This window comes from Acinetobacter seifertii (assembly GCF_016064815.1).
In the GTDB taxonomy this organism is placed as follows: Bacteria; Pseudomonadota; Gammaproteobacteria; order Pseudomonadales; family Moraxellaceae; genus Acinetobacter; species Acinetobacter seifertii.
The window spans coordinates 2953698-2966371 of record NZ_CP065820.1 but is presented as its reverse complement, the minus strand read 5'-3'; the positions used below and the strand labels follow the sequence as shown (position 1 = coordinate 2966371).

The following is a 12674-nucleotide window of genomic DNA, read 5'->3' as shown; positions in this document are numbered from 1 at the left end:
TAATATAACTTAACTTGCAAAAGGGGAAACCAAAAAAACACTAGAGAATCAAAAATTTATTTTGCAAAAAGGCAAGGTTCTCCATGTTTTTTCTCAAATTCTTTGACCCAAGTCTCATGTGTGCTTAACTCTTCATCTGAAGGGTAAATGACGGGTAAATCAATTTGAACTCTAGTTCTTGTTGTATTTTGCTGATCTTTTTCACTTTGCGATAGTGCATCCATATCAAACGATACTTGACCACCTGTCATTGCCAAGTAAACATCAGACAGAATTTCAGCATCAAGTAACGCACCATGGAAGGTACGGTCACGCGCTGGAATTTCATAACGTCTGACTAGGGCATCGAGTGAGTTTTTCTGTCCTGGATGCTTGTTTTTTGCAAGTGCTAAAGTATCCGTAACTTCACAAACTTCGGAAAGAGCAGGTAACCCAACACGTCTAAACTCCATATCCAAGAAGTTCATATCGAAGGTCGCGTTATGAGCGATAATTTCTGCGCCTTTTAGATACTCAAATAAAGTATCTGCGATGTCTGCATAGAGGGGTTTATCTTTTAAGAAATCATCACTGATACCGTGAATGTTTTCTGAATCGCCCACTGGTTTTTCAGGGTTAATATAAATGTGAATTGAACTACCCGTAAGCTTACGGTTAATCATTTCGATTGCGCCGACTTCAATAATGCGGTCGCCATCTTGGAAATAGAAACCAGTCGTTTCAGTATCGAGAATGAGCTGACGAGGGCCTTGCAATTTAAGCTTTGCTTCTGTCACCACAATCTGTGGATGAATGTTGCTAATTTGCTGCTTAGTTTCTTGCTCTACAGCTTCAACTTCATTTACTTGCTCGTCTACAGTAATCATCTCAACTTCTTGTGATGGTTCAAGAGCGATATCTTCATCATCGGTTGTTTCAACCAGATCAAATCCAAAAGGGTCGTCTAGCAACCAGTCCTGTTCAGGCTTTTTTATATCTTGCGGTGCAGCAACAGGCTGTGGTTGCTTGAGTTCTTGAGCAGTCTTGTCTGCACCTAAATTGGCAAGTTGGTCTGCCATTTCATTGCCCGCATGTCCTGCGTGGCCTTTAATCCAATTCCACTCAATATTTCTGCCTGCGCAAACAGCATCAAGTTTTTGCCATAGGTCAGGGTTTTTAACATCTTTCCAATTTTTCTTTTTCCAGCCATGAATCCACTCTGTAATACCTTGTTTTACATAGTTTGAGTCGGTCCAGATAATTAATTGTGCATCGGGTGGGCAAAAAGAAACACCTTCAATTGCCGCAGTAAGTTCCATACGATTATTGGTTGTATCGGGTTCACCGCCAAATAATTTATGTTCACCCTGTTCGGTAATGACATATGCACCCCAACCGCCTAAACCGGGATTGCCACGACATGCACCATCAACATACAGTGTGATTGTTTGAGACATAAATCGAAACCTAAACTGAAAGAAAAAGAGCTGAATATGGTGTATTGTATACGCAAAAAGTTCGGTTCCATCGTTACAAAGCAAGCTTTTTTTAATTTCTTGTAACATTTCCATGCAAATGACATTAAATTATTGCCTTGTCTATCTTGCATGCTTTACTACAATGGCATCGAAGACCTAGGGTTTGTGGGCAGACCCCAAGAAATATTACGCGAGTTGTTTGGAAGTTTTTATGTATAAACCAACCACATTTGTGTGGCAGCCATCTGCAGCATCATTATTCAAAATTACAGTCCTTAGCTCTGCTTTAGCTGCGTTGGGTATTACAACTGGCTGTTCTTCGACTCCGCAATCTGCAAAAACCTCGAAAACAAAACAGGTTAGTGGAGCAGGTTATCTTGATGCAAGCAGTCTAGACTCGTTAGAAGATTTACTTTCAGCAACAGATATGCGTGCTGTAGAGGGTGACCGTCTACTTATCTTAAAACACGGTGACGTTTGGAAACGTATGGCTGTCGGCTTTAAAATGGATTTAAACCATTGGGACTCTCGTATTGAAGCGCAGCGTAGTTGGTTTATTTCACGTCAGCCCTACCTTGACCGTTTAAGTGCTCGCGCAAGTCGTTATTTATATCATACTGTTAAAGAAGCAGAACGCCGTGGTCTTCCAACTGAACTTGCGTTATTACCAGTAATTGAAAGCTCGTATGACCCTGCTGCAACAAGTAGTGCAGCAGCAGCAGGTTTATGGCAGTTTATTCCAAGTACCGGCCGTATTTATGGTTTACAACAAACGGGCATGTATGATGGTCGTCGTGACGTTGTTGAGTCTACACGTGCTGCATATGAGTTTTTAGGTAGCTTATATAACCAGTTTGGTTCGTGGGAATTGGCTTTGGCAGCTTATAACGCTGGTCCGGGTCGTATCCAACAGGCGATTAACCGTAACCAAGCTGCGGGTTTACCAACTGACTACTGGTCATTAAAACTTCCACAAGAAACCATGAACTATGTTCCTCGTTTCTTGGCAGTTGCTCAAATTATTAAAAATCCTCGTGCTTACGGGGTTTCATTACCACCAATTGCGAACAGACCCCATTTCCGTGAAGTGACATTGTCTGCGCCGTTGTCTTTAAATGAGATTGCTTCGGTCAGTGGTCTTAGCCGCGCCGAGTTATATGCATTAAACCCAGGCTATCGTGGTGAAACAGTAGACCCTGCAAGTCCAATGCGTATTTTAATTCCGGCTGATGTAAGTCCATCAGTTGATAATAAATTGAAAGGAATGAAAGCGGGTGGTGGTTCAGGTTGGTGGGCAAATGTCACATCGCCATCTAAGCCAACTACAACGACTTCAACCTCGGTCACTGTTAAAACATCACCAGCGACTCAAGTTCAGCCTGTAAGACCAACAACACCTGCTAAAACGACCAGCAGTTCTGTAACTGTAAAAAGTTCAACACCGCGTGGTTCTGATGCTTTAGCTGCTTTTGCAGCCTCAGCTGATGTGCCAAGTGCACCTCGTATTCCAGTTGCAGTAACGCCTGCAACCAATGTTAAGCCCGTAAGAACAGAACCGCCAATTTCAGCAGTTGAGCGTGAGAAAATTTTAGCGGCGGTTCGTGCTGAAGGTGAGAAAGAAACTGTTGAGCAAGCTTTACAGCCACAGGCTACTCAAGCTGAAAAAGACCAAGTGGTTGCTGAGTTAAAGGCAATTGCACCACAAGGTACCGAAATTGTTGACCCTTATGATGGCAAAATTAAGTTAACTGCGATTCAGACAAGTCAATCCGTTGCTGAACAGCAAGGTAAAGAGTTAAGTAAGGGCTTTGCTTATCCAAAAACGTTAACTGAAGATGCAAGTGTTGCAAATTCTGAAGAAGCACAGCGTAATAAAGATAAGCCTTACATTAAAACCGATACTGATGTTGTTGTTGTACAACCTAAAGGCAAGCGTAGTACCTATACCGTACAGCCGGGCGATACATTAGCAATTATTGCAATGAAAAATGGAGTCAACTGGCGTGATGTTGCCAAGTGGAATCAGATTGATCCAGAAAAGACGCTGTTTGTAGGAACTAGCCTGTATTTATACGATGCTAAACCACAAGAGGTTGAGTCTACGGCTAAATCAACAGTTAAACCTGATGTTTACGTTGTTCAGGCAAATGACAGTTTAACAGGTGTGGCAAATCAATTTAATTTGTCTGTGAAACAGCTTGCTGAATATAACGATTTATCTGTAAGTGATGGTCTATTTGTTGGTCAGAAGTTGCATTTGAAAGAGCCTAAAGGTAACCGTAATTCTGCTAAGGCAGAGCCTAAAACTATTCAGGCAAGTACACGTCGTATTGCAACAAAGAGCTATACGGTTAAACGTGGCGAATACTTAAAGTTAATTGCAGATCGTTATGCATTATCTAATCAGGAATTGGCAGAGTTAACACCAGGGTTATCAGCTGGTAGTAATTTAATGGCTGGTCAGAAAATTAATGTACCTGCAAAAGAAGTTGCTGTTGATGAATCTGATGACAACAAAGCTTCTGGCAAGTATGAAAAACTTGCAGCAGGGCCGTCGTATAAGACTGAAAGCTATAAAGTGCAACGCGGTGATACATTATCAAGCATTGCGACCAAGTCTAAAATTAGCTTAGCTGAACTTGCAGAACTGAATAACTTAAAAGCCAGTAGCCATGTCCAGCTTGGCCAAAACTTGAAAGTACCTGCGGGTGTAAGTGTTCCTGAACACTATGTTGTGCAGTCTGGTGATAGCTTACATGCGATTGCAGCTAAATATAACTTACAAACAAGTTATTTGGCCGATTTAAACGGATTATCACGTACAGCAGGTGTTCGTGCTGGTCAGCGTTTAAAATTGACAGGTGAGGTTGAAACACCGAGCAAGGCTGCTACTAAAAATGCTAAAGATGAAACACCAGATACTTACACCGTTAAGTCTGGTGATAACTTACGAAGCATCGCTAGCCGTTATCATTTACAGTTAGATTATCTAACTGCATTAAATGGATTGTCTCGTAACAGTACTGTACGTGTTGGTCAGCATTTAAAACTAACAGGTGATGTGCCTGTAGAAACAGCGAAAGCTGATACCGCAAAATCATCGGCTAAACCTGTTGCAGCAGGTAAGAATACTGAAAAGTATACGGTTAAAGCGGGCGAGTCGTTAAATGCGATTGCGAGTCGTGCAGGTATTTCAGTTCGTGAACTTGCTGAAATGAATGCATTAAAAGCAAATGCTAGTCTACAGCGCGGTCAAAATATTGTGATTCCAAAAACTGTAGTGGAATACAAAGTTAAACGTGGCGATACCTTAATTGGTCTTGCAAGCAAATATGGTCTAGAAACCAGTTTACTCGCGGAGCTCAATAACCTAACACCGTCGACGCAATTGCGTATTGGCGATATCATAAAAGTGCCTAATTTATAGAATAATTAGAACTTTATGCAAAAGTTATATTGTCAACTGAGCCTGCTAGTCGGGCTCAGTGTTTTTTCAGAAGTTGTATTCTCTGCACAGCAAATCACGCCTTATATCGCAATTCATTCTAAGGCTAAATACCTTGCAATGGCTGCTATGCCTTATGCCAACCCAAATGCACCTAAGGGTGGATTGTTGAGTCAGGCCGCGCAAGGGACATTTGATAATTTAAATAGCATGAATGGTAAGGGGAACGCGACAGAAGGGGTAAATTATCTTTTTGATACTTTAATGACTCAGTCACTCAATGAAGTTGGGGTTTTATACCCACTTTTAGCCGATAAAGTTTCGTATGACCCAGAAAGAACTCAATCCGTTACTTTTTATTTAAATCCTAAAGCTCGTTTTAATAATGGTCAGCCCTTAACAGCAGCAGACGTAAAATTTAGCTTTGATGTCTATCAAACTAAATCTAATTTTGGTCTACAAATGTATCTTGCTGACTTGGCAAAAACAGAAGTGATCAACCCACATCAAGTTAAATTCACTTTTAAGTCTAGTCATAATCCCAAAATGCCTTTTGTTGTGGCGAGCTTACCGATTTACTCAAAAGCAGATTGGCAGAACCGTGATTTTACCCGTATTACCTTGCAACCCATAGTAGGTTCAGGGCCGTATGTTGTTGAAAAAATTGATGCTGGACGTAGTATTAGCTATAAACGAAATCCGAATTATTGGGCAAAAGATTTGCCTATTAATAAAGGGCGCTATAACTTCGACCATTTAAAATATGTTTATTACCGCAATTGGAATATTGCATTCGAAGGTTTTAAATCTGGGCAATATACCTTGCATGAAGAAACTAATCCTAAAAAATGGGTCACTGATTACAAGTTTCCAGCGGTAAAAGCAGGTTTAGTCACTCTATATAAATTTAGACACCATAACCCGATTGCAACTGAAAGTTATGTGTTTAATACACGACGAAAACCTTTAAACGATATTCGCTTTAGACAAGCTTTAACCTATGCCTATGATTTTGAATGGCAGAACAAAGCTTTGTTTTATGGACAATATCAACGACTACAAAGTTATTTTGAAAATAGTGAGTTGGTAGCAACAGGTCGTCCTTCAAACAGTGAGCTCACGATATTAAAACCACTTTTACCAAAGCTTTCACCAGTTATGCAAAAAACTGTTTTGGCAGACTGGAAATATCCAGTTTCGGACGCCAGTGGTTTTAACCGTCAAAATTTATTAATCGCAAGACAATTACTCATTCAGGCCGGTTATAAAATTAAAGAAGGACAGTTATATACGCCTGAAGGCAAGCCTGTACAAATTGAGTTTCTTATTCAGCAAGATGGCAAACAACGAACACTCATGCCATTTGTAAGAAATTTAAAAAAATTAGGAATTAATATTAATTTACGGCAAGTCGATGCACCGCAATATTTAGAACGTACACGCCGTTATGATTTTGACATGACCACCATGAACTTGCCGCAATCTTTAAATCCGGGCAATGAACAGGCTCAGTTCTGGGGCAGCGCAGCAGCCATTCAAGATGGCAACTATAACTACGCTGGTATTCGTAATCCGGTTATTGATGAAGTCATTTCAAAACTGGTCACTGCTAAAGACCGTGAACAGCAAATTACCTATACTCATGTTCTTGATCGATTACTTCGCGCAGGGTATTACCAAATTCCGACTTATGGAAAAGGTGATTATTGGTATGCATACTGGAATATGTATCAGCAACCTAAAGTGAAACCTGTGCTCTCAGCCGGTATAGAGTATTGGTGGATTAATCCAAACCAAGCCAAAAAAGTTGCCCAATATTTACATCAACAATAAAAGCACGTACCTAAAGGAAATCCTGTTATATGGGTTCATATATTCTGAAGCGACTTCTTTTAATGATTCCAACGTTGTTCATTATTTTATTGATCAACTTTGTGGTCGTGCAAATTGCGCCGGGTGGACCTGTAGAACAAGCAATCCATGAGGTAGAAAGTGGCGTAGGAGCAGGGCGGATATTAGGTACTGAAATGTACTATCAAGGTGCTAAAGGATTAAGCCCCGAAATGGTAGAGCAAATTAAAGCACAATACGGTTTTGACCATCCTCCAGTAGAACGTTTCTTGTTGATGTTAAAAGGTTATTTAACTCTAGACTTTGGACAAAGCTTTTTTAAAGATAAACCAGTAGTTGAGTTGCTTTGGGAAAAAATGCCTGTGTCGATCTCGATTGGGCTATGGAGCACTTTGCTGATTTATCTTATTTCAATTCCGCTGGGTATTAAAAAAGCCAAACAACAAGGTTCTTGGTTTGACCGTTCTACTTCACTGTTACTGGTAGTGGGTTATGCGGTGCCAAGTTTTGTTTTTGCTATCTTACTTATTGTTTTCTTCGCAGGTGGGTCATATTTTCACTGGTTTCCATTGCAAAATCTTGTGTCGGATAATTTTCATCAATTAAGTTTTTTTGAAAAAATTACAGACTACTTATGGCACATGACTTTGCCGCTTATTACCATGGTGTTTGGTGGTTTTGCCAGCCTAACTTATCTAACCAAATATTCATTTTTAGAAGAGCTTAATAAACCTTATGTCTTGGCAGCTTATGCAAAAGGTTTAAATAGCCAGCAAGTTTTATATAAACATGTATTTCGTAATGCCATTTTAGTGGTTCTTGCTGGATTGCCAGAGGCTTTAGCAGGCATTTTCTTTGTGGGAAATCTTTTTATTGAAATTATTTTTCATCTAGATGGTGTCGGTTTATTAGGCTTTGAAGCCATTGTTCAGCGAGACTATCCAGTTATTTTTGGCGTATTGTTTTTCTTCACGCTGTTTAGTCTGCTTTTACGACTTATTTGCGATGTGCTGTATCAATGGATTGATCCGCGTATTCACTTTGATGCACAAGGAGGCAAATAATGTCTTTGATTGTGCGGTCACGACTGCAAAAGTTTAGGAAACATAGACTTGGTTGGATAAGCTTTATCTTGTTTAGCCTTATTTTGATGATTTCTTTAGCTGCTGAACTCATTGCTAACGACAAACCATTGTTGGTGAAATATGAGGACGCTTATTATTTACCTGTTTTTAAGGCATATCCCGAAACTACTTTTGGTGGTGTATTTGAAACAGAAGCAGATTATAAAGACCCTGCTGTACAAGAGCTAATTAATCATAAAGGTTGGGCGGTTTGGCCGCTCATTCAGTTTTCTTATCAGACACCTAATTTAGATTTAGCTGTACCTGTGCCTTCGCCACCTTCCAAGCAGAATTGGTTAGGAACAGATGACCAAGGGCGAGATGTGCTGGCACGTATTCTCTATGGGCTAAGAGTCTCATTACTTTTCGGCTTGGCTTTAACAGCTTGTGCAGCACTACTTGGGATTTTTGTAGGTGCTATACAAGGCTACTATGGTGGCTGGGTCGATTTGTTAGGGCAACGACTGGTAGAAGTCTGGAATGGTTTACCCATGCTGTTTATGGTCATGATTTTGGTCAGCATGTTTACCCCAAATGTATATTGGCTATTTTTTATTATGTTGTTCTTTAGCTGGACTGTGCTTGTGGGAATTGTCCGTGCTGAATTTCTAAAAGCGCGTCAACTTGACTATGTCCATGCAGCTCAGGCTTTGGGTGTAAATGATCGCGGAATTATTTTTAAGCACATTCTGCCAAATGCTATAAGCTCTAGCCTATCGCAATTACCTTTTATTTTGACCACCAATATTGTTGCTTTAACCGCACTCGATTTTTTGGGCTATGGCTTACCGCCAGATGCAGCTTCTTTAGGTGAATTATTGCTACAAGGCAAAAATAACTTAGATGCACCTTGGTTGGCTTTATCTGGGTTTTTTAGCTTAGCTTTTGTGTTGTCATTATTAATTTATATTGGGGAGGCTGCACGCGATGCATTTGACCCAAGAAAATAAATTGAACTCAGATACTACCTTGCTAAAAATAGAAAACCTTTCAATTTCTACGCAAGATCAGACTTTATTGGAGGGTCTCAGTCTACACTTACAAGCTGGAGATACGCTTGCAATTGTAGGTGAAAGTGGTTCAGGTAAAACAATAAGCTGTTTGGCGATGATGGGGTTATTACCAGAAAAATTAAAAACATCTGGTCGTATTATTATTGATTCAAAAAATATTTTAGACGCAGACGAAAAGACTAGAACTTATTTACGTGGCCATCATATTGCCATGATTTTTCAGGAGCCTTCTACGGCTTTAAACCCATTGCATCAGGTTGAGAAAATTGTTGGTGAAAATTTTATTTTACAAGGTTGGTCAAAATCGAAAGCTCAGCCGCAAGTGATTCAATTATTAAAAGATGTAGGAATTGCTAATCCTGAGCACATTTTAAAGCGTTATCCGCATGAGCTTTCAGGTGGACAAAAGCAAAGGGTTATGATTGCAGCTGCGCTTGCACTTCAACCTAAGATTTTAATTGCAGATGAACCAACTACCGCGCTTGATGTCATTTTACAGACGCAAATTTTAGAATTATTAAAATCTTTGCAAAACAAATATGGCATGGCGCTGATTTTAATTAGCCATGATTTAAATTTGGTGCGCCGTTATGCCAATGAACTCATTGTATTGCACGAGGGGCAAGTTGTAGAGCAAGGTCAGCTTGAACAGATCTTTGAAAATCCTGTATCAATTTATACTAAGCAATTGTTAGAACATGACCTTGGTTTTACTCAGCCACTTTCCTCCAGTTATAAAATTTTATCTGTTCAACAACTCAATGTTAAATATCCAATTCGGAGTGGTATTTTTAACCGAATTCAAAGCTATACCACTGCTATTGAAAATATAACTTTTGAGCTTACTCAAGGCGAAGCGTTAGGTGTTGTAGGTGAAAGTGGTTCAGGTAAAACCTCATTGGCTTTAGCGCTGGTTCGATTACTCAAAAGTGATGGGCAAATTATCTTTTTAGGGCAAGACATAAACCGCTTAGAACAAAAAGCTTTGCGTAAGATTAGGTCAGACTTACAAATTGTTTTCCAAGACCCATTTGGTAGTTTAAACCCGCGTATGACGGTAGGGCAGATTATTGCTGAAGGCTTAAAAGTGAAAGCTGTAGCTGATAGTGAGATACAGCGACAAGTTGAATCAGTCTTGGTAAAAGTTGAGTTGGCTGAAGACTTTCAACATCGCTATCCGCACGAGCTTTCGGGTGGACAACGTCAGCGCGTTGGTCTAGCACGAGCTTTAGTGGTTCAACCTAAACTTTTAATTTTAGATGAACCAACATCTGCCTTGGACCAAACCACGCAAAAAGCCATGATTCAATTATTGCGACGTTTACAGCAAACAGAGCATCTAAGCTATATTTTTATTAGTCATGATTTAAATGTGGTCAAAGCACTGTGTCATAAAGTGATGGTATTACGACATGCAAAAGTTGTTGAATATCAGCCGACTGAACAGTTATTTAATGATCCTCAAACTGAATATACCATGCAATTAATTAGGGCGAGTCTTTAATTTATTTAAATAAAATTATGTTTTATAAGCATAAATATAATTTAAATTTTCAATGCAAAAAGTTGCATTTCTCTATACTTTTTAAATTTGACATGTGCTATTGTCAGTTATCGATTTTCCCTTGACATGACCTATAACTCATCTAAATTAGAGTAATTGCTCTAAAATATTAAAAGAGGTTAACCATGAGCCAGATTGCACAACCAATCACGATTCGAAATACCACATTTAAAAACCGAATTATTAAAGGTGCAATGAGTGAGGCACTTGCAAACTATGAGGGACAGCCAAATGACTTACATTTAGGCCTGTACGGTGCATGGGCTAAAGGTGGTTTAGGCTGTGCGATTACTGGTAATGTGATGGTCAATTTCGAAGCCAAAAACGAACCAGGCGTGGTGGTGATTGAAACTGAGCGTGACCTAGAGCGTTTAAAAGAATGGGCAGCGGTTGGTAAACAATATGGAATGGTACAGCTTATTCAATTGTCTCACCCAGGTCGTCAGTGCCCTAAAGGCTTAAATAAAGAAACAGTCGCACCTTCAGCAGTTCCTTTTAGTCCAGCTTTAGCGACGATGTTTGGCACTCCACGTGCGCTTACACATGAAGAAATTTTGGATATTATTAAACGCTTTGCAACAGCTGCCAGCATTTGTGAGAAAGCTGGTTTTGAAGGGGTACAGTTACATGGTGCACACGGCTATTTAATTAGCCAGTTTTTATCGCCATTAACCAATAAACGTACAGATCAGTGGGGTGGTTCAGTTGAAAACCGTACTCGCTTTTTACTAGAAGTTTATAAAGCGGTACGTGAAGCAACTTCAGAGAATTTTATTATTTCAGTTAAGCTCAACTCTGCCGACTTCCAGCGCGGTGGTATTAGCGAAGAAGATGTGATTTCGGTATTTAAAGCAGTTGATGAAGCTGGGATTGACTTAATTGAAATTTCAGGTGGTACTTATGAAGCACCTGCAATGGCTGGCGCTAAAGCTGATAAACGTAAAGCAAGTACCATTGCACGTGAAGCATACTTCTTAGACTTCGCTGAAAAAATCCGTCAGCATGTAAAATGTAAACTTATGGTGACAGGTGGCTTCCGTACTGTAGAAGGCATGAATGCTGCTCTCGCAAGTGGGGCATGCGACTTTATTGGTATTGCTCGTCCACTTGCTGTTGAAACAGATTTGACTGACCGTTTAATCGCAGGCCAAGATGTTCGCTATGCCGTGAAACCAATTAAAACAGGTTTACCTTTTGTTGACAAAATGGCGATTATGGAAATTATTTGGTACGCAGCACAATTTAAAGCTATTGGGCAGGGCAAAAAGCCAAATCCAAAGCTATCGCCTTTAATTGTGTTTTTAAATTACGCGAAGGGCAATATTAAGGCCGTTGTTCAAGGGCGTGTGAATTCACGTAAATCTGCATAAATAAATTACCAAGCAATAGCCCAGTAAGTCTGAAACGTAGAAGCAGACCATTGACCTTTAATTAAAGCATTTTTAAAGGCTGGTCTGTTTTCTATTTGAGCCAGATAACGCTGTATATGTTTAAACTGGCTGTAATTTGGTGAGCAAGCCAATAACGGAAACCACATCAAAATATCAGCAGTAGTAAACTGATCTCCAGCAAACCATAAGTGGTGCTTTAAATGTTTATCGATCATGCTCATGTGTTGTTGTAATGATTGATTGAGATATCCTTGATCGAATGCATATTTTAAAAGCTTTGGAATGAAACGTACTGGAAAAGGCGTACGCTCAGCAATTTGTTGAAAGATTTGTTTGAGTACCAGATCGGGAATGAATGTCGCCTCACAGTAATTTTTCCAATAATAAAAATTTTTTAGTTGCTGATTTCCTAAATTATTCTGTCCCAATTGTGGGTGTAAATGAGATAAATAATCTAGGATTGCTGAAGTTTCGGCCAAAATTGAAGATTGCTCGTGTTCAATAATTTCGAGGGTTGGAAATTTTGATAACTGATGCGGCGAGTTATTATTTTTGTCTTCGTCCGAATGATATTTAGTGATGAGCTCATAGTTGAGTCCTAATTCTTCTAAAAACCAAATAATGCGTTGAGAGCGTGAATTTTGTAAATGAAATAATCGAATTTGCATGTCATGTTCAAATTATAGTTTTGATTTAATTTTAGTATAGGGTAGAAAAGAATTTAAGTATAATAAAATATTTATAAATCATAAATTTATAATGTTTTTGAGAGGTTTGGCATAGAAATTACTGCTGGTAAAGTTATGGGTCTTAAAACCGATTAGATCTT

The 12674-nt window shown here is 39.4% G+C and carries 8 protein-coding genes; 6 read left to right on the top strand and 2 right to left on the bottom strand.

The features are described 5' to 3' along the window. Positions 1 to 56: 56 nt before the first annotated feature. Positions 57 to 1436, bottom strand: a complete 1380-nt coding sequence (gene dnaQ / locus I8T81_RS13715) for a DNA polymerase III subunit epsilon (RefSeq protein ID WP_191028545.1) — start codon at positions 1434 to 1436, stop codon at positions 57 to 59. A gap of 232 nt (positions 1437 to 1668) precedes the next feature. On the opposite strand from dnaQ, the gene I8T81_RS13710 reads away from it, so the two are divergent. From I8T81_RS13710 to I8T81_RS13685, 6 genes are all read left to right on the top strand, one after another. Further along, on the top strand, positions 1669 to 4884 hold the full coding sequence (locus I8T81_RS13710; RefSeq protein ID WP_191028544.1) for a lytic transglycosylase: 3216 nt from the start codon (positions 1669 to 1671) through the stop codon (positions 4882 to 4884). Between the two features lie 15 nt (positions 4885 to 4899). Next, positions 4900 to 6735, top strand: coding sequence for an extracellular solute-binding protein (locus tag I8T81_RS13705; RefSeq protein WP_198071458.1), 1836 nt, complete (start codon positions 4900 to 4902; stop codon positions 6733 to 6735). Positions 6736 to 6764: 29 nt separating this feature from the next. Continuing rightward, positions 6765 to 7817 carry a microcin C ABC transporter permease YejB gene (yejB, locus tag I8T81_RS13700; protein ID WP_198071457.1) on the top strand — a complete coding sequence of 351 codons (1053 nt, stop codon included), beginning with the start codon at positions 6765 to 6767 and terminating at the stop codon, positions 7815 to 7817. After that, positions 7817 to 8827: an ABC transporter permease gene (locus I8T81_RS13695; protein ID WP_198071456.1), complete on the top strand. Its 1011-nt coding sequence runs from the start codon at positions 7817 to 7819 to the stop codon at positions 8825 to 8827. The genes yejB and I8T81_RS13695 overlap by 1 nt, the downstream gene beginning before the upstream one ends. Beyond that, positions 8805 to 10394 carry an ABC transporter ATP-binding protein gene (locus I8T81_RS13690; protein ID WP_198071455.1) on the top strand — a complete coding sequence of 530 codons (1590 nt, stop codon included), beginning with the start codon at positions 8805 to 8807 and terminating at the stop codon, positions 10392 to 10394. Before I8T81_RS13695 ends, I8T81_RS13690 begins: the two co-directional genes overlap by 23 nt. Positions 10395 to 10579: 185 nt before the next feature. Then, positions 10580 to 11824, top strand: a complete 1245-nt coding sequence (locus I8T81_RS13685) for an NADH:flavin oxidoreductase/NADH oxidase family protein (protein ID WP_032051500.1) — start codon at positions 10580 to 10582, stop codon at positions 11822 to 11824. A gap of 5 nt (positions 11825 to 11829) precedes the next feature. Here I8T81_RS13685 and I8T81_RS13680 read toward each other — a convergent pair whose 3' ends face one another. Next, entirely contained in the window at positions 11830 to 12513 is a 684-nt protein-coding gene (locus I8T81_RS13680; protein WP_198071454.1) for a glutathione S-transferase N-terminal domain-containing protein, read from the bottom strand. Between the last annotated feature and the right edge of the window lie 161 nt (positions 12514 to 12674).

Bases quoted from the DNA above. Each gene is read 5' to 3' on its own strand.
- dnaQ (WP_191028545.1), bottom strand. From the start codon at position 1,436: ATGTCTCAAACAATCACACTGTATGTTGATGGTGCATGTCGTGGCAAT.
- I8T81_RS13710 (WP_191028544.1), top strand. From the start codon at position 1,669: ATGTATAAACCAACCACATTTGTGTGGCAGCCATCTGCAGCATCATTA.
- I8T81_RS13705 (WP_198071458.1), top strand. From the start codon at position 4,900: ATGCAAAAGTTATATTGTCAACTGAGCCTGCTAGTCGGGCTCAGTGTT.
- yejB (WP_198071457.1), top strand. From the start codon at position 6,765: ATGGGTTCATATATTCTGAAGCGACTTCTTTTAATGATTCCAACGTTG.
- I8T81_RS13695 (WP_198071456.1), top strand. From the start codon at position 7,817: ATGTCTTTGATTGTGCGGTCACGACTGCAAAAGTTTAGGAAACATAGA.
- I8T81_RS13690 (WP_198071455.1), top strand. From the start codon at position 8,805: ATGCATTTGACCCAAGAAAATAAATTGAACTCAGATACTACCTTGCTA.
- I8T81_RS13685 (WP_032051500.1), top strand. From the start codon at position 10,580: ATGAGCCAGATTGCACAACCAATCACGATTCGAAATACCACATTTAAA.
- I8T81_RS13680 (WP_198071454.1), bottom strand. From the start codon at position 12,513: ATGCAAATTCGATTATTTCATTTACAAAATTCACGCTCTCAACGCATT.